Origin of the sequence: Cohnella cellulosilytica (genome assembly GCF_042431195.1) — a bacterium.
GTDB lineage: Bacteria > Bacillota > Bacilli > Paenibacillales > Paenibacillaceae > Cohnella > Cohnella cellulosilytica.
The window spans coordinates 71,633-91,716 of sequence record NZ_JBHMDN010000028.1 but is presented as its reverse complement, the minus strand read 5'-3'; the positions used below and the strand labels follow the sequence as shown (position 1 = coordinate 91,716).

Here is a 20,084-nt window from a genome sequence, read left to right as displayed (position 1 = left end):
GTTTGCGTCGGCTAATGGCGGATCTCGCGCGATAATTCCAACCCGACTGCTTGCATTTTGGCAGGCGGAGTGATAAACTGACATACAATAAGTTGCTTATCCTTCGGGGCGGGGCGCAATTCCCCACCGACGGTGATCGGCAGCAGCTCGGCCATCGATCGCATCGAAGCCGACTTGCCGCCGTCAGTCCGTGACCCGTCATCGCTTCTTCCGGTCGAACCGGCGGCGGCTTTGCGGTGGACCCGGTGCAAATCCGGGACCGACAGTAACAGTCTGGATGGGAGAAGGAAGCACAGCGGCCGTGCCGCGTCTGATGAAGAGCGTCGTTATTTAGTGGGAATGGGCAATCGGACATTTTTCGGATTTGATTGTTCTTTTTTTCACAATCCTGCGAACACGACGGGTTGTTTCAGTCTGCTTGCGATTCGTTATCAAGCTGCTGTTTCCCTCGCTTTTCAGGACGCGACCTGAAGGCCTGTTTATCGCTGTGCATAACGCCCCCGGGATGAATTTTCCGGGGGCTTTTTTGTTGTTCGACGGCAGGGGAGGAGGAGACCGATGGAGATTCTGAATGACGAATACTATATGCGGCTGGCGCTGAATATGGCGGACGGGGCTTCCGGTCAGACCGGCGTTAACCCCGTGGTCGGCTGCGTCGTCGTCAAGGACGGCCGGATCGTCGGCCTGGGCGCGCATCTGAAGCGGGGCGAAGGCCATGCCGAGGTTCACGCGCTCGATATGGCCGGCGATCAAGCCCGCGGAGCGACCGCTTATGTCACGCTTGAACCGTGCAGCCATTACGGCCGCACGCCGCCCTGCTGCGAGCGGCTGATCGAAGAAGGTGTGTCGCGCGTTGTCGTCGCCGCGTCCGATCCGAATCCGCTCGTGGCCGGGCGGGGGATCGCCAGGCTGCGCGAGGCGGGCATCGAGGTGCTGACCGGCGTGCTGGAGAGCGAGGCCGCCTTGCAGAACGAGGCGTTCAACAAGTTTATCCTCACCGGCTTGCCTTTCGTCACGCTGAAGACGGCCCTGAGCCTGGATGGACGCATCGCCACGCGCACCGGACACAGCCGCTGGATTACGGGAGCGGCGGCCAGGGAGGCGGTCCATACGCTGCGGCACCGGCACGCCGGGATCATGGTCGGTCTGCAGACGGTGCTGGCCGACGATCCGGAGCTGACGACCCGGCTCGACGTTCCGGCGCTGCATCCGACCCGCATCGTCGTCGACTCCGGCCTGAGGCTGCCCTTGACGGCAAGGGTGCTGAACGACGCCGCTCCGACGATCGTTCTGACCACCGTTCAAGCCGACGAGGACAGAGCCGAGCGGCTCAGGGAGCGCGGCGCCGAAGTACTGCGCTGCGGCGACGGAGAGCGCGTCGATCTCGCCGCGGCGATGCGGGAGCTGGGACGGCGCGACATCGGCTCCGTGCTGCTGGAAGGCGGCGGGGTGCTGAACGGCGCCATGCTGCAAGCCGGTCTCGTCGACAAGACGATGCTGATTTATGCACCGATTATCGTCGGCGGCGAAGGGGCGCCTTCCGCGTTCTCTTATGTCGGCCCGGAGGAAATGTCCGCGGCGCTCCGGCTCTCGAGAGTATCGATGCAAAGCTTCGGCGACGACTGGTGCGTCACCGGTTATCCCGACAACCGGGCTGCCGGAGCGGCGGCCGAAGCCGCGGCTGAAGCGGAGCCGAACGGGAGCGCCGCGAAGGAGGGAAGCTAATTGTTTACGGGACTTATCGAAGAAATGGGCGTTCTGCGCTCCGTGCACCGCCGGGGCGAGGCGATGATCTTGGGCGTCTCGGCGGCCAAGGTGCTGGAGGACGTCAAGCTGGGCGACAGCATCTCCGTTAACGGCGTCTGTCTGACCGTAGTGGAGTTCGACCGAACGGGCTTCGCGGTCGACGTCATGCCGGAAACGTACCGCCACACGAACCTGAGCACGCTGAAGCCGGGCGCGCCCTTGAACCTGGAGCGGGCGATGCAGGCCGGCGGCCGCTTCGGCGGACATCTGGTGCAGGGGCACGTCGACGGCACGGGGACGATCCGCGGCCGGACGGCCGAAGCGAACGCCGTCGTGTTCGCGATCGAGCCGGACGATCCGGCCCTGCTGCGCCACGTCGTCCGGCAGGGTTCGGTGACGCTGGATGGCATCAGCCTGACGGTCGTGTCGACGGATCGCGACGCGGGCGTTTTCACGGTATCGATCATTCCTCATACGCTGCGCGAAACGGTGCTGCAGCATAAGCACCCCGGCGACACGCTGAATATCGAGTGCGACATTCTTGGCAAATACGTGGATCATCTGCTGAACTGGCGCGATCAGGAGCCGGCCGCGCGCAAGGCCGGCGGGTTGACGGAAGCGACGCTGCGCGACAACGGATTTATGTGAACAACCTCTGAAAGGAGCGACCACGATGGAACAGCATCATTTTGACCGCATCGACGACGCGATCGAGGATTTGAAGCAAGGGAAGGTCATTATCGTCGTCGACGACGAAGACCGGGAGAACGAAGGGGATCTGATCGCGCTGGCCGACAAGGCGACGCCGGAGATCATCAATTTCATGATCAGGGAGGCCCGGGGGCTGCTCTGCGTTCCGATTACCCAGGAGCGGGCGGAGGCTCTTGACTTGCCCCCGATGGTCAATCACAATACGGATTATCACGGCACGGCGTTCACCGTATCGGTCGATCATGTGTCCACGACAACCGGCATTTCGGCGCACGAGCGTTCGCTGTCGGTGCAGGCGTTGATCGATCCGGCGGCCAAGCCGGGCGACTTCCGCAGGCCGGGCCACATTTTCCCGCTGATCGCAAAAGACGGAGGCGTGCTCAGACGGGCCGGCCATACGGAAGCGGCGATCGATCTGGCGAGAATGAGCGGCTCCGAGCCCGCGGCCGTCATCTGCGAGGTCATCAAGGAAGACGGAACGATGGCCAGGCTGCCGGACCTTCAGACGTTCGCCAAGGAGCACGATCTGAAGCTGATTACGATCAAGGATCTGATTCATTACCGCAACGAGAAGGAGAAGCTGGTCAAGCGGGAAGTTTCGGTCAGGCTGCCGACCGACTTCGGAACGTTCCAGGCGGTCGCTTACTCCAACGAAGTCGATCGCAAGGAGCACGTCGCCTTCGTCAAAGGAGAGATCGACGGCTCCAAGCCGGTGCTCGTGCGCGTGCATTCGGAGTGCCTGACGGGCGACGTGTTCCATTCCCATCGCTGCGATTGCGGCCCGCAGTTGGAAGCGGCGCTCAGGCAGATCAGCGAGGCCGGCAGCGGCGTGCTGCTCTATATGCGGCAGGAGGGCCGGGGCATCGGCCTGATCAATAAATTGCGGGCTTACGAGCTGCAGGAGCAGGGATTGGACACCGTGGACGCGAATATCCAATTGGGATTCGCTCCCGATCTGCGCGACTACGGCATCGGGGCGCAAATTTTGAAGGACCTCGGCATTCGCGACATCCGTCTGCTGACGAACAACCCGCGCAAGATCAAAGGGCTGGAGGGCTACGGCCTGAACGTCGTCGAGCGCGTGCCGATCCAGATGCAGGAGAACGAAGACAATACCGGGTATTTGCATACCAAAAAAGCAAAGCTGGGCCATCTGCTGTCGTTTCAGGGCGAGCCGGATTACAACATTTGAGAGGATGAACGAATATGTCTATCGTATATGAAGGTCACTTGGTATCCAAAGGGTTAAAATATGCCGTCGTCGTCGGAAGATTCAACGAGTTTATTTCGTCCAAGCTGCTCGGCGGGGCGCTTGACGCGCTCAAGCGCCATGGGGCGGAAGACAACGAGGTCGAGATTGCCTGGGTGCCCGGCGCGTTCGAAATTCCGCTGATCGCCCAGAAGCTGGCCGAGAGCGGCAAATACGACGCAGTCATTACGCTGGGCGCGGTTATCCGCGGCTCCACGCCGCACTTCGATTACGTCTGCAACGAAGTCGCCAAGGGCGTAGCCGCCATTTCGCTGAAGACGGGCGTGCCGACGATCTTCGGCGTGCTGACGACCGACAGCATCGAGCAGGCGGTGGAGCGCGCGGGCACGAAGGCCGGCAACAAAGGCTGGGACGCGGCGACGACGGCGATCGAGATGGCGAATTTGACGCGGGCGATCTCGGGCTGATAAGATTTAATTTTAGAGGCAACAGGAACGTGAGCGAAGGCAGGAGGAGAAAGCCGCGTGGCAATGCTGTACAAGCTGGAGACGTTCGAAGGTCCGCTCGATTTGCTGCTTCACCTGATCGACAAGGCGGAAATCGATATTCAGGATATATCGATCAGCGAGATTACCGATCAATATATGGAATATTTGGCGGCCATGCAGGAGCTCGAGCTTGACATTACCAGCGAATTTCTCGTTATGGCGGCGACCCTGCTTTCCATGAAGAGCAGGCAGCTGCTGCCGAAGCCTCCGGTAACGGAAGAGCCTTGGCTGACGGTCGACGAAGACGACGATCTCGACCCGCGGGAGGAACTGATCCGCAAGCTGATCGAATACCGCAAGTTCAAGTCGGTAGCCGGCCAGCTCAGAGAGAAGGAATGGGACCGCAGCCAGGTGTATACGCGCGAGCCCGCCGATCTGACGCCGTTCGAGAAGGCGATCAAAACGAATCCGGTGGAAGGCTTGCATGTGAACGACCTGGTGAGCGCTTTTCAGAAAGCGATGAGGCGTCTGGCCGGAAGAAACCGGGTATCCTCGATTCGCAAGGACGAGATTTCGGTCAAGGATCGGATTCGCGACATTATCCATACGCTCAAGCACCGCTCGACCGAAGGGAAGCTGCTGTTTTCCCAGCTGCTCAGAGAAGAGGACGACCGCGAGGAGATCGTCGTCACCTTCCTGGCGATTCTGGAATTGATGAAGCGGAAATGGGTTTCGTGCCATCAAACCGCGCTGTTCGATGAAATCGTGTTGTCGTGGACGGGGAGAGAAGAGAACGATGAATTACTCGACATTGAAATCGGTACTTGAAGGCTTGCTGTTCGTATCCGGAGACGAAGGGATCAGCGCGAAGACGGCGGCGGAAGTCGTGGAGACGGACGTGGAAGTCGTCGCCGACGTATTCAAGGATTTGCAGAAGGAATTCGTCAAAAAAAACCGCGGCATCCGGATCGCCGAAGTCGCCGGAGGTTATCGCCTCACTACGGTGATCGAACACGCGCCTTATTTCGAGAAATTGGCGTACTCTCCTTCCCGTTCGTCGCTCTCCCAGGCGGCGCTCGAGACGCTGGCGATTATCGCTTACAGGCAGCCGATCACCCGGATCGAGATTGAAGAAATTCGCGGAGTGAAGGCCGATCGGCCGCTCCATCATCTGGTGAACAAGGATTTGATCGAGGAGAAGGGCAGAGCCGACGCGCTCGGACGGCCGATTCTTTACGGAACGACCAAGTCGTTCCTCGATTATTTCGGCCTGGCCAGCATTCAGAGCCTGCCCGAGCCGACGATTTCCGACGGCGACGACGAGCTGGAGGAAAGAACGAAGCTGCTGTTCGACCGCATCGAAGGCCGCCAGCTTTCCTTGGAGGATCTGGACCGCGAGCTGGATACGGACTAAGATTTGGCATAAATCAGGGAATGATCCAAAGCCAGAAGGCCATACTACCCCTAAGAAAGGCGGGGGAGGTATGGCCTTCTGGCTTTGGATCGCCTCGGCGGCCGCAGCGGCGGCACTCGTCGCGGCATCGGTATCGCGAATCAAGGTGCGCGTCCGCTACTCGCGCAGCGGCCAATTGGATCAACTGGTCGTCATCGTACAGGCTTTGTTCGGTCTTTTTCACTATCAGATTTTGCTTCCCTCCATCGTAATTCGCGGCTGGAACGTCGTGTACCGGGAGCAGCGGGAAGGCGGACTGCCGGGCAGGGAAAAGCAGGACAAAGCGAAGCGGCGTTTGGGAAGAAAATCGGTTATGCGGTACATAAGGGCTTATCGATCCGTGCTCGTTTCCACGAAGCGGTTCAAAAGATGGGCGAGACGCACTTTGAAAAAGGTGGAGTGTACAAGGTGGCGGCTCGACTTTCGCGTCGGCACCGGAGACGCGCCGTCTACGGCGGTGCTGACGGGACTGCTGTGGACGGTGTCCGGCTGCGCCTCGGGCGTCGCCAGCCGCTGGGTGACCTTCCGCACCTCCCCGCACGGGGAAGTGGCGCCGAACTATGCCGCAGCCGAGTTCACGGCCGTCTGGGAGGCGGATTTCCGCATTCGGCTGGGAACGTTCGTATGGGCCGTTCTTAAATTGGGCACAAGAACGCTGCGCATCCGCAAGGCGATTCGAGCCTGGCGCAGCTGGCTGACCCCGCCCAACGAAGGCTTGAGCTAACGGAAGATGGCAGGGGAGAGACCAGGGAACGGCGCATAAAGGCGGCGGGGTTTCGGGCAAATTAGGTACACGAAAGGAGGAGTTGAAGATGTCTCAGCATCCGATTAACGGCTTAATGCAGACCGCCATGGAAAATATCAAGGACATGGTGGACGTCAACACGATAGTTGGAGAACCCGTCCAGACGCCGGACGGCAGCGTGATTATGCCGATCTCCAAAGTGGGCTTCGGCTTTGCGGCGGGGGGAAGCGAGTTTTCGACGGACGATATGTCCGGCGATTCCGGGAATCATCGCGGTCAAGACGAGCATAACGCATCGGTCGCCCTTCCGTTCGGGGGAGGCAGCGGCGGAGGCGTGTCGATTACCCCGATCGCCTTCCTGGTCGTCGGCTCGCACGGCGTCAAGGTCGTGCCGCTGGACAATCAGACGCATCTGCTGGAGCGCCTGATCGACGCCGCTCCGGAATGGGTCGACAAGCTCAAGCACGCCTTTATGCGCAATCCGAATTCGACGGAGACGATTCGCACGGTCGAAACGAAAACCTCCGCCGATTCGTCGCTGATGTAAAAGCGGGTCCCCTCTCGGCGTCAGTCTCCGAATTCGGAGGCTGGCGCTTTTAAGGCTGTGCCCGGACGCAATCCTTCCACATACTTTGGGACATGCATACATAAAATGGATTTATGAAGCCCCGCGCCGATCGGCGCGCGGCAGTCACTTCCGAGGAGGATCGGCATGCCGCACTGGATTCGTCTTATCCAAGCCCGACATTTCCCGTTGTTGCTCGTCTGCCTGGCCGTTATCGGGGTTCCGGCCGCCACGGCGGAGGCCAAGTCGCCCGGCCCGCCTTCGAACGGCGCCCAGGCGGCCGCCCTGGCCGATGTCGCGTCGGGGAGAATTCTGTTCAGCCAGCGCGGCGACGAGCCGATGAAGATCGCCAGCCTGACGAAGATTATGACCGCCATCGTCGCTATCGAAGACGGCAATCTGGACGATACGGTGAAGGTGAGCAAGCGGGCCGCGGGGAAGGAAGGCTCGTCGCTTTATTTGAAGGAAGGCGAGACCATCTCGCTGCGCGACGCGCTGTACGGCCTGATGCTGCGCTCCGGCAACGACGCCGCGATGGCCATTGCCGAGCATGTGGGCGGCTCCGTCGAAGGCTTCGCGTTTCTGATGAACAAGAAAGCCGAGGAGCTGGGATTGGAGAACAGCCATTTTATGAACCCGCACGGATTGGACGAGCAGGGGCATTATTCCTCCGCGAACGATCTGGCGAAGCTAACCGTATATGCGCTCCACAACCCGGAGTTTAAGGAAATCGTCAAGACGGAGGTGCGAACCGCGCCCAATCCGAACGATTCCTGGGACTATAAATGGGTCAACAAAAATAAAATGCTGCGGCTGTACGAGGGAGCGGACGGCGTCAAGACGGGTTATACGAAGCAGGCGCTGCGGACGCTGGTCAGCTCCGCGACGCGGGACGGGCAGCAGCTCGTCGCCGTTACGCTCAACGACCGCGAGGATTGGGACGATCACGCCAAGCTGCTCGATTACGGCTTCGCGAGCTTCCCGCTTGCCCGCGTCGTCAAGCAGGGCGATCCGCTGAAGGACTACCCCTACGAGACGGCGGCGGGTTTTGCGTATCCTTTCGCCGAAGGGGAGCGGGAGCGGCTGGAAATCCATCTTGCGCCGCTGAAGCCCGAATCGGTTCCCTATCGGCTCGGCTACCGCGGACAGCTTCGCTTCGTGCTGGACGGCCGTCAGATTGGAGCGGTCGCGCTGGTGGCCGACGCCGAGCGGGAACGGCAGGCGGAGAAGGCGCAGCCGCAGGACGAGCGCCCGACGACGACCTCGGCCGTCGCGCGAACCGGCTTCGGGACCGCGCTGCAAACGGCTCTCAGAGCTCTGCTGCTAGGAGGGACATAAACCTATGGTGAACTGGATCTGGATGGGCATGATCGTGTTCAGCGTCATTTACGGCGCCGCCAACGGCAAGATGGAGAAGGTGGCGGAAGCGGCGTTCGGCGGAGCGCAGACGGGCGTAACCGTCTGCCTTGGCCTGATCAGCATCCTCGTCTTCTGGATGGGACTGATGAGAATCGCCGAGGAGGCCGGGCTCGTGCGCAAGCTGTCGACACTGCTGGCTCCCGTCGTCAGAAGACTGTTTCCCGACGTGCCGGGCGACCACCCGGCAATGGGCTATATTTTATCGAATATGAGCGCGAATTTGCTCGGCTTGGGCAACGCGGCGACGCCGATGGGCATCAAGGCGATGCAGGAGCTCCAGAAGCTCAATCCCGAGCCGACCGTCGCCACGCCGGCGATGTGCACGCTGCTGGCGCTGAATACGGCCAGCATCACGCTCGTGCCGACGACGATCATTGCCATCCGGATGAACTTCGGCGCCGTTCATCCCGCGGACATCGTGGCGCCGACGTTGCTGGCCACCATCATTTCGACCGGCGCCGCCATTCTTGCCGACAGATGGTACCGCCGCAGGAACAAGTTTCCGCCCGCATACCGGGCGAACGGACAAGGCGCCGCGCCCGCCGCCGATCTTCCGCCGGCCGCGGCCTCCGGAGGGGGCTGAGCGCATTGATTTCGATAATCCAGATCGTCTCGACCTGGACGATTCCCGTACTTATCGCTTTTATTCCGCTGTACGCTTCGCTGCGCAAAGTGCCGGTCTACGAGACGTTCGTCGACGGCGCCAAGGACGGCTTCGGAACGGCGATCGGCATCATTCCCCATCTCGTCGGGATGATGACGGCGATCGGCATGTTCCGGGCCTCGGGAGCGCTGGACGCGCTTATCGGCGTGATCCGTCCCGCGCTGGAGTTGATCGGCATTCCGAGCGACGTGCTGCCGCTGGCGCTGCTGCGGCCGATTACCGGCGCCGGCTCGCTCGCCTTCGTGACCGACCTGATCAAGGAGCAGGGCCCCGATTCGTTCGCCGCCAGAGTCGCTTCGGCGATCCAGGGAAGCACCGACACGACGCTGTATGTGCTGACCGTCTACTTCGGAGCCGTAGGCATCCGCAACGCCCGCTACGCGCTCAAGGTCGGGCTGTTCTCAGACCTGGTCGGCTTTTTCGCCGCCGTCGCCGCTTGCTGGTTATTGTTCGGCTTGGTATGATGGGTGAGAGGTGAAAGTCGTGGAGGAAAGATTGCAGAAGGTTCTCGCGAACGCGGGCGTCGCTTCGAGACGCAAATGCGAGGAACTGATTACGGCGGGCAAGGTGACGGTTAACGGCGAAGTCGTGACCGAGCTCGGGGCCAAGGCCGACCCGGCCGCGGACACGATTGCGGTGTCCGGCAAGCCGATCAAGAAGGAAGCGAAAGTGTATGTGATGTTTTATAAACCGAAAGGAGTCATTACGAGCGTCTCGGACCCGAAAGGGCGGAGCGTCGTGACCGACTACCTGAAGGACGTCAAGGAAAGGCTGTATCCGGTCGGACGGCTGGACTACGATTCGGAAGGGCTGCTGCTGCTGACGAACGACGGCGATCTGGCCCACAAGCTTACGCATCCGAGCCATCACGTGCCGAAGACGTATCACGCCACGGTCGAGCGGGTGCCGCACGGCAACGCGCTGGAGAAGCTGGCCAAGGGCATCAAGCTGGACGACGGCATGACCGCCCCGGCGGAAGTCGAGTATCACGATATCGACCCCGACGGGAAATACGCCACGATCGCCATTACGATTCACGAGGGCCGCAATCGCCAGGTCCGGCGCATGTTCGAAGCGATTCGCCATCCGGTGACGAGGCTGAAGCGCATTTCCTTCGGCGGGCTGCAGCTCGGCGGCTTGCAGCGCGGCAAGCATCGCAAGCTGTCGGTGGAGGAACTGGCGAAGCTGCGCGAGATCGCGGATGCGGTTCAAACCTGATTAAATCCGATAGACCCGAACCGTCGAGAGTTGGACTCCGACGGTTTTTTGACGTTTCGGGAGGATTGATTTTCACTATCCTTTTTCAGATCGTCTTCGACAAGAACGTTTTCTCCGTTCCAAGGGCGCAGAGGGCGTTTTTTGCTTGCATTCTTGGAATGATTTTTTCGTCATGCTTTTCGAATTTGGAGGCATCCTGATTCAAGGGGATAAGAACCCCGACAAAAAAACGGGAGGTACAGAAATGAAAAAAATAGCCGTTGCGATTTTATCCGCATCCCTCATCTTCTCGGCAAGCTCGGCCGCTTACGCCGCAGTTCCCGTCGAGAAAAAGCATGAACACAACACGCATCGGGAAAAAGCGCATATGAAGAAAATGCATACCCGCTCCAAACAGGAGCATCGACTGCATGCAAAATCCGATACGCATAAGCTGCACGCCAAGAGCCTTCACTCCAAGAGCTTAAGGGCAAAAGAGATTACCGAAATGCCCAAAACGGGCTTCGGCGGCGCGAGCGAACAAACCGAGTAGGAGACGGGACTGTCCCATAAGTCGGGGCGTACAAGATGATCGATGAGAAAAGAAGGGCGTCAACTTCCGAAAGACGCCCTGATCATCGTTCGGTACGCCTCCGTTTTCTTATGGAAACCCCCTTTACAGCCATGAAAAAAGCGTTATTCGTCATATTGCTGCTGGTCTTGGCCGTCGTGGGCACGAAGGACTCTATAATTCAGCCCCGGAACGATGCGATTTCGCTTCGCAGCCGCGCCGTTCCGCCAATGGAAATTCAGCGCCCTAAGCCGGCTCCGTCCGGAATCGCCCCGGCCAGATTATTCATTCCCGCTCTCGATATTCACGCCGACATCGAAACCGTCCATGTTCTGGACAACGGGCAAATGGGGGTTCCGGAGAGCACGGACAAAGTCGGTTACCTTTCCAACGGAGTGCTGCCCGGCGCGATCGGAAACGCGGTGATGGACGGGCATGTCGACAGCTACGTCGGGCCTGCCGTTTTTTTCTCGCTCAGAACCTTAACGAAGGGCGATATCGTCATCGTCAAGGACGAGCGGGGGAAGGCGATCGAATTCGCGGTGGAAGCCGTGGAAACCTATCCGACGGACGCCGCGCCCATCGGGAAAATATTCGGATCGACGAAGGAGCCGCGTTTGAATTTGATTACTTGCTCGGGCAAGTACAGCCGGAAAAAAAGAGAGCATCTGGAGCGGCTCGTCGTATTCACGAAAAGAATCGGGTAATCGGGGGAGGTTGTCGGCCGCGGCTTGCGGCTGCAGGCGCTCGGGAGCAATTGTACCAATTTTGACAAAGATACTTCCCCAAACCCCGTAAAATCAACTTATACTGGAAGGGGCCGATTGATGCCGGGTAAACAATTCGATACAATGGAATTAACCGAAATTCAGGTGGTGTTGACACGAGAATGGGACGTTATCGGAAACCGGTCCAATATGCGATATTAGCCGTCGTGCTCCTGATCGGAGGATTCGCGATCGGCAATTCTTTGTTTTCGAAAAGCGTTGTCCTTGCGAAAGGCGACAAGCCTCCGAGCTTCCGATTGGCCGACCTGGGCAACCGGGTGCACGATATGAAAGATTACGAGGGCAAGCCTCTTATCATCAATTTCTGGGGAACGTTCTGTCCGCCCTGCCGGAACGAGATGCCCGCCCTGCAGCACCAATACGACAAGTGGAAGGACCAGGGGCTGGAGCTGATCGGCATTAACCTGAGCGAGGACAAGCTGACGGCGGAGAGCTTTATCCGCCAGATCGGCGTCAGCTTTCCGATTCTGCTCGACCAGGACAAGAAGACGGAAAGAAAGTACGGGCTGAAGCAGTACCCGACGACGTTTTTCATCGCCCCGACCGGGGAAATCCAGGAGGTTGTCATCGGCGGAGTGCTGACGGAGGAAGAGATCGACAAGCGAATCGAACGGCTCATTCAGACGAAGTCGTGACGTCAGTCAGGGAGGACTAACCGTTGTTTCAGAATACCAAGTGCGAATGCGGCCATCAGAATCCCGTAGGAACGGTCTTGTGCGAGTCCTGCGGCAAACCTCTCGACGAAGCGCTGCTCCAGGATAAGAACGCGCTGCTGGAGATGAGATACGACGGGGTGGCCCGCAGATCGCAGAAAGCGAATCCGCAGCTCATCGACCGGATCTGGAATTTTTTCTCCTCGGTCAAAATTGCGGTCTACTTAATTGTCATTACGCTGATCGGAGCCGCGTTCGGAACGATTCTTCAGCAGGAGAGCACGATCATCAACCTGACGGAGCGCTCCGAATTCACCGCCTTCTACAAGGAGCAGTACGGCACGTTCGGCGTCGTTTACCATGCGCTCGGATTGTCGAGAACGTACGAATCCTGGTGGTTTATCGGGCTTCTGGTCATGATCGGCACCTCGCTCGTCGTCTGCAGCCTCGATCGGGTGCTGCCGCTCTACCGGGCGCTGTCCAAGCAGCAGATTCGCAAGCACCTGCAGTTCATTAACCGCCAGCATGTCGTCTACTCGGGCGACCTGGCGCAGGATCAGAGCGAGGAACAGTGGCTTGACGGCTTCGCGCAGCAGCTGAAACGCCGACGCTATCGCGTCTGGCGGGAGGACGGGGCGCTGCTGGCGGAGAAAAACCGGTTCAGCCGCTGGGGACCGTACATTAACCATATCGGCCTGATCATCTTCCTGCTGTCCGTGCTCGGCCGGAGCATTCCGGCGTGGCATATGGACCAGTATCTGACCCTCTATGAGGGCGAGACGCGGCAAATTCCGGGAACGAACTATTATTTGAAGAACGACAAGTTCACGATCGACTATTATTCGGACGAAGAGCTGGCGAGCAATCAGAAGGGCACGAAGGTCGCCAAGCTGTACGAGACGAAGGCGCGCCTCTACGAATGCACGGACGCCTGCGACGATCCGACCCGGGAGCCCGTGCTGACCGAGATCAAGCAGCACGATATTCGCGTGAACAGCGCCCTGGCGTACAAGGGGCTGAAAGTTTATCAGAACAGCTTCCAGGAGAAGGTGCGCTTCATATCGGTGCATCCGACGTTAAAGGATACCGCTGGCGACAGCGCCATCGGCGCTTTCGACTTGCGGATGGACCATCCCGACGAGGAATATCGGATCGGGGAGTATACGCTTAAGCTGGTCGATTATTACCCGGATTTCGGTCTGGACGAGCAGACGCGGCCGATGACGAAATCGCGGGACCCGAACAATCCGGCATTCGTATTTCGCATCATGGGCCCGGACGTTCAGGAGAAAGGCGAAGTGTATATTTACTTTCCGATGCCCAGCGAGAAAAGCAAATATTACGAGAGCATTCTGAACGAGAGCTTTAAGCAGCGCGGAGACAGCTCGGGCCGCTTCTCCATTCAGGTGGAGAACCCGATCGTCGACGGGCAGATGAACAATATCGAGTATTCCGCTTACACCACGTACTTGAACATTCGCATGGACAGAGCAATGCCTTACGTGTGGATCGGCGCGGCCATCTCCATGATCGGTCTGATCATGGGCTTTTACTGGCAGCACAGACGGATATGGCTTCGAATTGACGGCGGCAAGCTGTCGCTCGGGGGGCATACCAACAAGAACACATACGGCCTGAGGGCCGACGTTGCCGGAGCGCTGGGCAAAACCGGGATTTCCGTGGACCCCAAGGCGCTCGATAACAGGAGGAATGAACGTTGAAATGGTGGTTGGACTTCAGCAGTAATGCATTTATCGCAGCCTTTTTTCTGTATTGCGCGTCCTTCATCAGCTATGCGATCGCGGTCGGAGGCAAGAAGTGGAGCAACCGCAAGCCGGCGGAGCATACGGCCCGCTGGGGCAAAATCGCCTTCGGGCTCGCGGCCGTCGGCTGGCTGGCCCATCTGACGTTTTTCTTCACCCGCTGGTACGGGGGCGGCCATATTCCGACGAGCAACATGTACGAGTTCATGACGTTCCTCGGCATGGCGATTATGTTCGCGTTTATCGTCATTTACGCGATTTATCGCAACATGATGCTCGGCGCGTTCACGCTGCCGCTTGTCATCATCATTATCGCCTATGCGTCGGTATTCCCGTCCGAGGTTCAGCCTCTTATTCCGCCGCTGCAGAGCATCTGGCTGAAAATCCACGTCACGATGGCCGCGTCCGGCGAAGCGTTCTTCGCGATCGGCTTCGCGGCGGCGCTCGTGCAGCTGATTCGCGTCGTCGACTTCTCCCGCACGGACAAGGCGGGCCGCCGGGCGCAGTTCTGGACGGAGTTTTCGTTGTACGTCATCATCGTGCTGGTCGGCTTTATCGTTGCCGTATTCGCCTTCCGCGGCGCGGGATACGAAGCGAACTTCAAGCAGGAGACGGTGACGATCGACGACGCCGGCAACGCGCTTACGAGCGTAGGCGAGGTGAAATACACCTTGCCGCCGATCGTGGCGCCTTACAACAGCGAGACCGTATCGTTCCAATCGTTCATCGGAATCAAGCAGCCGCTGTTCGAAGCGCCGAGCTGGATGAACGGGGTGAACGCGGGCCGCAAGCTGAACACGGTTATTTGGTCCGTCATCGCGGGCTCGCTGCTGTACGGCCTGCTGCGGCTGATCGCGCGCAAGAAGCTGACGGCGGCGATCAACCCGCATCTGTCGGACATCGATCCGGACGATCTGGAGGAGATCAGCTACCGGGCCATCGCGATCGGCTTCCCCGTGTTTACGCTCGGGGCGCTGATCTTCGCGATGATCTGGGCGGAGATCGCCTGGTCCAGGTTCTGGGGATGGGACCCGAAGGAAGTGTGGGCGCTCATCACCTGGCTGTTCTACAGCGCCTATCTGCATCTGCGCCTGTCGCGGGGCTGGCAGGGAACAAGATCGGCTTGGCTGGCCGTCATCGGCTTCCTCGTCGTCATGTTTACGCTGGTCGGCGTCAACCTCGTCATCGCTGGATTGCATTCGTATGCCGGGGTATAATGGGGCACGTAGAGGTATAAGAGCTGAGAGGAGCGTTGACGCATGAATACGGGAAGTCGAATTTTGGTCGTGGACGACGAGGAGCGCATTCGCCGTTTGCTGAAGATGTATCTGGAAAAAGAGGGCTACGAGATCGAAGAGGCGGAGGACGGGGAGACCGCCCTGCGCAAAGCGCAAGAGGAAGATTTCGATCTGATCGTGCTCGACCTGATGCTTCCCGGGATCGACGGCATCGAAGTGTGCTCCCGCCTGCGCCAGCAGAAGGCGACCCCCGTGCTTATGCTGACGGCCAAGGGCGAGGAGGTCAACCGCGTGCAGGGGTTCGAGGTCGGGGCCGACGATTACGTCGTCAAGCCGTTCAGCCCCCGCGAAGTGATCTTCCGGATCAAGGCGATTCTGCGCCGCGCTTCCGCCACGGCGTTCCTGTCGAAGGAGCTGAATACGAGCAACAACATCGTGTTCCCGCACCTGGTCATCGAGCACGACGCGCACCGGGTAACCGCCAGCGGCCAGGAAGTGAACCTGACGCCGAAGGAGTATGAGCTGCTGCATTACTTGGCCAGCACGCCGGACAAGGTGTTTTCCCGCGAGGAGCTGCTGAAGGACGTTTGGAACTACGATTTCTTCGGCGATTTGCGAACGGTCGATACCCATGTCAAGCGGCTGCGGGAGAAACTCAATCGCGTCTCGGCGGAGGCCGCGGCGATGATTACGACGGTATGGGGCGTAGGGTACAAGCTGGAGGCGACGAAGTAACGGATGGCTATTCTGAGAACCGTTGTCGGCAAAATGTGGCTGACGATCATGGGCCTGGTCGGCGTCGTCATTGTCACCATCGGTTTCTTTTTGCTCGAATATATCGATATCAAGTTTGCCAACCCGGTTATGATCAAGCATTTGTTCATCTACTCCGGTATTGTCGGGTTTCTGCTCACGACCTTTTTCGCCTTTTTCCTGCTGACGAAAATTACGAACCCGCTGCGCGAAATGAAGGACGCGGCCAACCGGGTCGCGCAAGGAGACTATACGACGCGGGTGGCGATTCGTTCTTCCGACGAAATCGGAGAGCTGGCGAATACGTTTAACCAGATGGCCTCCGAGCTGCATACGCTGATCCGGGACATTCAGCACGAGCGGGATCACTTGAGCAGCGTGCTCCGCAGCATGACGGACTCGGTTATCTCCTTCGATTCCGAGGGGGAAGTCATTCTGACGAATCCGCAGGGCCAGCAGCTGCTGGACGATTGGCAGACGGTCGATTGGGCGGAGGAGGACGAGGAGGCGCAGGAGCGGAGCGTCTCGGTTCCCGGGCCGCTGCGCGAGACGTTTCATCATGTTGTCGCAAGCGGGAAGGAAACGACCGTTAAAATCCATGTCAAAAGCGGCGTCTGGTCGGTCGTCATGACGCCGCTCGTCTCCACCGAGTCCGTGCGCGGGGCCGTTGCGGTGCTGCGCGACGTGACGGAGGAGTTCCGCGTCGACAAGATGCGGAAGGATTTCGTCGCCAACGTCTCGCACGAAATCCGTACGCCACTGTCGATGGTTCAAGGCTACAGCGAGGCGTTGATGGACGACATCGCATCCACTCCGGACGAGCGCCGGGAGCTGGTGCAGGTCATTCACGACGAATCGCTGCGCATGGGACGGCTGGTCAAGGATTTGCTCGATCTGGCGAGGATGGAAGCCGGGTACCTGGAAATGAATTTTCAGCCGGTCGACGTTAACGCGCTCGTGTCCCGGGTGTATCGGAAGTTCGCCGCCTTGGCCAAGGAGCGGCAGATCAAGCTGACGAAGTTGGCCGACGATCCGACGCTGACGCTGGAGGCGGGCGACGCGGACCGGCTGGAGCAGGTGCTGACGAACCTGATGGACAACGCGCTGCGGCATACGCCCGCGGGGTCGTCGATCGCGCTGGAGGCCGGACGCCTGGCGGCGGTGAAGGGCGAATGGCTGGAGCTTAAGGTGATCGATCAGGGGCAGGGCATTCCTTACGAAGATTTGCCCTACGTGTTCGAACGCTTCTACAAGGCGGACAAGGCGCGCAAGCGCACCGGGGGAACCGGACTGGGGCTGGCCATCGCCAAAAATCTCATCGTCGCGCACGGCGGAACGATCAGCGTAGCCAGCGAACCGGGCGCGGGCACGACGTTTACGATTTTGCTGCCCGTAAAGTCGGGATTAAGCGGGGATAGCGCAAGGAACGCATAGATGGAAATAATCGTTTTAGCCGGTTATATCTATATCCCCAATAAATAAACTGAAGTGCGCTTCGCCGGGCGAACACTAGAAATAATAAAGATGATTAGGCGGCATTGGCCCTATATTTCATTGGGTTAAGGCCGTTTAGTCGTTTTTGTAGTCGTTTATAGTTATAAAAGTTAATATATTCGTCAATAGCCTGTGTAAGCTCGCATATAAATGTGGTGTTTATGAAATAAAATTTTCTTAACGGAGTCAATATGTGGAGAATAATTATAATTTTTATCGTAGCATTTTCAATTATTGGATGTCAAAATGAAGTTATCCAAGATCCAAACACAGAATCAAAGCTCCAATATATTGAACCCACAGATAGCAATGTTATAGTTCGGATCTTGAATGATGCTATGCTGGGTCTGGAGATTTATTCGGACAAGGATTTGGTAGTAGACACCGAGTACTATCGAAATGGAAATATTCAACGCGGAGATGTGGTTTATTTTTCGTATCCGGAGGATATTTTGTTGCAGTACCCCGCACTTGAGCAGAGACAGATTTTGCGAGTAATAGGTCTAAGAGGCGAAAAAATAAGTATGAAACAGGGACAGATTTTTATTAATGGAAACAAACTTGATACTTTCTATGGAAAGGATATGAACAATGACGGGAAAGATCTGAGGAAAAGGCTCAAGAACCCTGAATTGTCGGACAATGAAAAAGAAAACCTTCAAAATTTGATTCAAATCGTTGAAAGCGAAAATATAAATGAGCAGTTCATTTCCGAGGGAAAGGTTTTTTTGGTGGGAGACAATCGAATGCAAGCAGTGGATAGTATTATTATTGGCCCGATTGCAGAGGAGAATATTATTGGCAAAGTAGTAGGCTACAAAAATTAAATTAAGAAGTCAGTTTTGCGACCTTCGTGATAAAGACCATCGATAAGACACTTGAAAAGCAAAGGGACGTGGATGAGTAATCCTTCATAGCGATGAAGGATTACTCATCCACGTCCCATGCTTATCACGACATGCTGCCATAGATTTGCGCCGCTGCCAGCATGTCACTCCGAGGCGGCAGCACCTCGACAAAGTACTTCAATAATTAATACAAATGAACTTCCTTGGCGTTGTTCAAATCCGGAAGCGCGGAAATTTCGGCCAGCACTTCCTTGGTGACGCCTTTGTCGACGCCCAGCACCATGACGGCTTCGCCGCCGACGATTTTGCGTCCGACCTGCATCGTGGCGATGTTGATGTCTCTCGTGCCGAGCAGCGTGCCTACGCGGCCGATCAGGCCCGGCTTGTCGTCATGCGAGATGAGCAGAATATGGCCTTGCGGCTCGACGTCGACCGGGAACTTGTCGACCTGCGTAATGCGGGGGCCGAAGCCGTTCAGCAGCGTGCCTGCGACGAGACGCTCTTCCTTGTCCGTGCGCAGCGATACGCTCACCTGGTTCGTAAACCCTTTGGTCGCATGGGATTTCGTGACGACGATGTTGACTCCGCGGTTCTTCGCCAGATGCATCGCGTTCACGATGTTGACTTGATCCGAGCCGAGGTGGTAGGCGAGCACGCCTTCCACGACTCTGCGGGTCAGCGGCTGCGTGTCCACGTCCGCCAGCTCGCCGGCGTAGGTAACGGAGATTTCTTTGACCGCACCGTCGGCGATCTGCGCCGCGAAGCTGCCCAGTTTCTTGCCGAGCTGGAAGTACGGCTCCAGCTTGTTCATGACGTCAGCCGGAACCGGCGGCATGTTGACCGCGTTTTTGAACGGCTCGTTGCGCAGAATGTGCAGCAGCTGCTCCGAGACGTCGATGGCGACGTTCTCTTGCGCTTCGATCGTGGAAGCGCCGAGGTGAGGCGTTACGATAATTTTCGGATGCTTGAGGAACGGATGGTCCGGAGCCGGCGGCTCCTCCTCGAACACGTCGAACGCCGCTCCCGCCACCTTGCCCGCGTCGATCGCTTCGACAAGCGCCTGCTCGTCGATGATGCCGCCGCGCGCGCAGTTGACGATGCGCACGCCGGGCTTGATTTTGGCGAATTGGTCCTTGCCGATCATATGCCGGGTTTCCGGCGTAAGCGGAGTATGCACGGTGATGAAGTCCGCTTCTGCGATGATCTCGTCCACCGACGCTTTGCGCACGCCCATCTTGTCCGCGCGCTCTTCGGTCAGGAACGGATCGAAGCCGAGCACGTTCATGCCGAACGCCTTGGCGCGGGCGGCAACCTCGCTGCCGATCCGGCCCATGCCGAGCACGCCAAGCGTCTTGTTGCGCAGCTCGACGCCAACGAACGATTTGCGGTCCCATTCGCCGCCGACCGTCTTCAAGTACGCTTGCGGAATGTGGCGGGCGACGGCCATCATCATGGCGAAGGTGTGCTCGCAGGTCGTAATCGTGTTCCCGTCCGGCGCGTTGATGACGATAATGCCGCGCTTCGTGGCGGCCTCCAGGTCGATGTTGTCGACGCCGACGCCGGCGCGCCCGATTACCTTAAGCTGCTTGGCGGCATTCATGATGCGCTCCGTTACGCGCGTCTGGCTGCGAACGAGCAGGGCGTCGTATTCGCCGATAATGGCGACCAGTTCGTCCTCGCTCAGGCCGGTCTTCTTGTCGATGGCGATGTCGGACGCTTCGACCAGGAGCGAGATGCCCAAATCGCTGATCGGATCCGATACAAGTACTTTAAACATT

At 58.5% G+C, this 20,084-nt stretch carries 22 protein-coding genes and 1 riboswitch; of the genes, 20 read left to right on the top strand and 2 right to left on the bottom strand.

The genetic code is table 11. The annotated features are described in order from the left end of the window. Positions 1–95 precede the first annotated feature (95 nt). Positions 96–293, top strand: a riboswitch (FMN riboswitch). 265 nt (positions 294–558) lie between these two features. From ribD to ACFFT4_RS20075, 19 genes are all read left to right on the top strand, one after another. After that, a complete protein-coding gene (gene ribD, locus ACFFT4_RS20165) occupies positions 559–1,725 on the top strand; it encodes a bifunctional diaminohydroxyphosphoribosylaminopyrimidine deaminase/5-amino-6-(5-phosphoribosylamino)uracil reductase RibD (RefSeq protein WP_378050614.1) in 1,167 nt (388 codons plus the stop codon). Beyond that, the gene (gene ribE / locus ACFFT4_RS20160) at positions 1,726–2,394 is read left to right on the top strand and encodes a riboflavin synthase (RefSeq protein WP_378050613.1); all 669 of its coding nucleotides are present in this window, start codon (positions 1,726–1,728) and stop codon (positions 2,392–2,394) included. Positions 2,395–2,419: 25 nt separating this feature from the next. Then, the gene (locus ACFFT4_RS20155) at positions 2,420–3,649 is read left to right on the top strand and encodes a bifunctional 3,4-dihydroxy-2-butanone-4-phosphate synthase/GTP cyclohydrolase II (RefSeq protein ID WP_378050612.1); all 1,230 of its coding nucleotides are present in this window, start codon (positions 2,420–2,422) and stop codon (positions 3,647–3,649) included. A 14-nt stretch (positions 3,650–3,663) separates the two neighbouring features. Next, on the top strand, positions 3,664–4,134 hold the full coding sequence (gene ribH, locus ACFFT4_RS20150; RefSeq protein ID WP_378050611.1) for a 6,7-dimethyl-8-ribityllumazine synthase: 471 nt from the start codon (positions 3,664–3,666) through the stop codon (positions 4,132–4,134). 57 nt (positions 4,135–4,191) lie between these two features. Further along, the gene (locus ACFFT4_RS20145) at positions 4,192–4,983 is read left to right on the top strand and encodes a segregation and condensation protein A (RefSeq protein WP_378050610.1); all 792 of its coding nucleotides are present in this window, start codon (positions 4,192–4,194) and stop codon (positions 4,981–4,983) included. Further along, positions 4,952–5,569, top strand: a complete 618-nt coding sequence (scpB, locus tag ACFFT4_RS20140; protein ID WP_378050609.1) for an SMC-Scp complex subunit ScpB — start codon at positions 4,952–4,954, stop codon at positions 5,567–5,569. The genes ACFFT4_RS20145 and scpB overlap by 32 nt, the downstream gene beginning before the upstream one ends. 70 nt (positions 5,570–5,639) lie before the next feature. After that, complete coding sequence (locus ACFFT4_RS20135) at positions 5,640–6,332, top strand: DUF2953 domain-containing protein (protein ID WP_378050608.1); 693 nt, start codon at positions 5,640–5,642, stop codon at positions 6,330–6,332. Between the two features lie 88 nt (positions 6,333–6,420). Next, complete coding sequence (gene ytfJ, locus ACFFT4_RS20130; protein ID WP_378050607.1) at positions 6,421–6,900, top strand: GerW family sporulation protein; 480 nt, start codon at positions 6,421–6,423, stop codon at positions 6,898–6,900. Between the two features lie 165 nt (positions 6,901–7,065). Further along, entirely contained in the window at positions 7,066–8,256 is a 1,191-nt protein-coding gene (locus ACFFT4_RS20125; protein ID WP_378050606.1) for a D-alanyl-D-alanine carboxypeptidase family protein, read from the top strand. A 4-nt stretch (positions 8,257–8,260) separates the two neighbouring features. Continuing rightward, positions 8,261–8,920: a nucleoside recognition domain-containing protein gene (locus ACFFT4_RS20120; RefSeq protein ID WP_378050605.1), complete on the top strand. Its 660-nt coding sequence runs from the start codon at positions 8,261–8,263 to the stop codon at positions 8,918–8,920. A 5-nt stretch (positions 8,921–8,925) separates the two neighbouring features. Beyond that, complete coding sequence (locus ACFFT4_RS20115; RefSeq protein WP_378050604.1) at positions 8,926–9,465, top strand: spore maturation protein; 540 nt, start codon at positions 8,926–8,928, stop codon at positions 9,463–9,465. A gap of 19 nt (positions 9,466–9,484) precedes the next feature. Further along, a complete protein-coding gene (locus ACFFT4_RS20110; protein ID WP_378050603.1) occupies positions 9,485–10,219 on the top strand; it encodes a pseudouridine synthase in 735 nt (244 codons plus the stop codon). Positions 10,220–10,364: 145 nt separating this feature from the next. Next, a complete protein-coding gene (locus ACFFT4_RS20105; RefSeq protein ID WP_378050602.1) occupies positions 10,365–10,751 on the top strand; it encodes a hypothetical protein in 387 nt (128 codons plus the stop codon). A gap of 131 nt (positions 10,752–10,882) precedes the next feature. Then, complete coding sequence (locus ACFFT4_RS20100; protein ID WP_378050601.1) at positions 10,883–11,476, top strand: class F sortase; 594 nt, start codon at positions 10,883–10,885, stop codon at positions 11,474–11,476. Between the two features lie 182 nt (positions 11,477–11,658). Then, the gene (locus ACFFT4_RS20095) at positions 11,659–12,192 is read left to right on the top strand and encodes a redoxin domain-containing protein (RefSeq protein WP_378050600.1); all 534 of its coding nucleotides are present in this window, start codon (positions 11,659–11,661) and stop codon (positions 12,190–12,192) included. Between the two features lie 23 nt (positions 12,193–12,215). Next, positions 12,216–13,931, top strand: coding sequence for a cytochrome c biogenesis protein ResB (gene resB / locus ACFFT4_RS20090; protein ID WP_378050599.1), 1,716 nt, complete (start codon positions 12,216–12,218; stop codon positions 13,929–13,931). Then, entirely contained in the window at positions 13,928–15,190 is a 1,263-nt protein-coding gene (gene ccsA, locus ACFFT4_RS20085) for a cytochrome c biogenesis protein CcsA (RefSeq protein ID WP_378050598.1), read from the top strand. The genes resB and ccsA overlap by 4 nt, the downstream gene beginning before the upstream one ends. 42 nt (positions 15,191–15,232) lie before the next feature. Beyond that, on the top strand, positions 15,233–15,946 hold the full coding sequence (locus tag ACFFT4_RS20080) for a response regulator transcription factor (RefSeq protein ID WP_378050597.1): 714 nt from the start codon (positions 15,233–15,235) through the stop codon (positions 15,944–15,946). 3 nt (positions 15,947–15,949) lie between these two features. Continuing rightward, positions 15,950–17,398: an ATP-binding protein gene (locus tag ACFFT4_RS20075; protein ID WP_378050596.1), complete on the top strand. Its 1,449-nt coding sequence runs from the start codon at positions 15,950–15,952 to the stop codon at positions 17,396–17,398. 94 nt (positions 17,399–17,492) lie between these two features. On the opposite strand, the gene ACFFT4_RS20070 is transcribed toward ACFFT4_RS20075, so the two are convergent. Then, positions 17,493–17,648, bottom strand: a complete 156-nt coding sequence (locus ACFFT4_RS20070) for an IS3 family transposase (protein WP_378050595.1) — start codon at positions 17,646–17,648, stop codon at positions 17,493–17,495. A gap of 1 nt (position 17,649) precedes the next feature. On the opposite strand from ACFFT4_RS20070, the gene lepB reads away from it, so the two are divergent. Then, a complete protein-coding gene (gene lepB, locus ACFFT4_RS20065) occupies positions 17,650–18,285 on the top strand; it encodes a signal peptidase I (protein WP_378050594.1) in 636 nt (211 codons plus the stop codon). A 205-nt stretch (positions 18,286–18,490) separates the two neighbouring features. On the opposite strand, the gene serA is transcribed toward lepB, so the two are convergent. Continuing rightward, complete coding sequence (serA, locus tag ACFFT4_RS20060; protein WP_378050593.1) at positions 18,491–20,083, bottom strand: phosphoglycerate dehydrogenase; 1,593 nt, start codon at positions 20,081–20,083, stop codon at positions 18,491–18,493. Position 20,084 lies beyond the last annotated feature (1 nt).

What these genes read in the sequence shown, in the direction of transcription:
- ACFFT4_RS20125 (WP_378050606.1), top strand. Translation starts at nt 7,066, where the DNA reads ATGCCGCACTGGATTCGTCTTATCCAAGCCCGACATTTCCCGTTGTTG.
- serA (WP_378050593.1), bottom strand. Translation starts at nt 20,083, where the DNA reads ATGTTTAAAGTACTTGTATCGGATCCGATCAGCGATTTGGGCATCTCG.
- ytfJ (WP_378050607.1), top strand. Translation starts at nt 6,421, where the DNA reads ATGTCTCAGCATCCGATTAACGGCTTAATGCAGACCGCCATGGAAAAT.
- ribD (WP_378050614.1), top strand. Translation starts at nt 559, where the DNA reads ATGGAGATTCTGAATGACGAATACTATATGCGGCTGGCGCTGAATATG.
- lepB (WP_378050594.1), top strand. Translation starts at nt 17,650, where the DNA reads ATGTGGAGAATAATTATAATTTTTATCGTAGCATTTTCAATTATTGGA.
- ribH (WP_378050611.1), top strand. Translation starts at nt 3,664, where the DNA reads ATGTCTATCGTATATGAAGGTCACTTGGTATCCAAAGGGTTAAAATAT.
- scpB (WP_378050609.1), top strand. Translation starts at nt 4,952, where the DNA reads ATGAATTACTCGACATTGAAATCGGTACTTGAAGGCTTGCTGTTCGTA.
- ACFFT4_RS20080 (WP_378050597.1), top strand. Translation starts at nt 15,233, where the DNA reads ATGAATACGGGAAGTCGAATTTTGGTCGTGGACGACGAGGAGCGCATT.
- ACFFT4_RS20135 (WP_378050608.1), top strand. Translation starts at nt 5,640, where the DNA reads ATGGCCTTCTGGCTTTGGATCGCCTCGGCGGCCGCAGCGGCGGCACTC.
- ACFFT4_RS20100 (WP_378050601.1), top strand. Translation starts at nt 10,883, where the DNA reads ATGAAAAAAGCGTTATTCGTCATATTGCTGCTGGTCTTGGCCGTCGTG.
- ACFFT4_RS20095 (WP_378050600.1), top strand. Translation starts at nt 11,659, where the DNA reads ATGGGACGTTATCGGAAACCGGTCCAATATGCGATATTAGCCGTCGTG.
- ACFFT4_RS20120 (WP_378050605.1), top strand. Translation starts at nt 8,261, where the DNA reads ATGGTGAACTGGATCTGGATGGGCATGATCGTGTTCAGCGTCATTTAC.
- ACFFT4_RS20075 (WP_378050596.1), top strand. Translation starts at nt 15,950, where the DNA reads ATGGCTATTCTGAGAACCGTTGTCGGCAAAATGTGGCTGACGATCATG.
- ACFFT4_RS20155 (WP_378050612.1), top strand. Translation starts at nt 2,420, where the DNA reads ATGGAACAGCATCATTTTGACCGCATCGACGACGCGATCGAGGATTTG.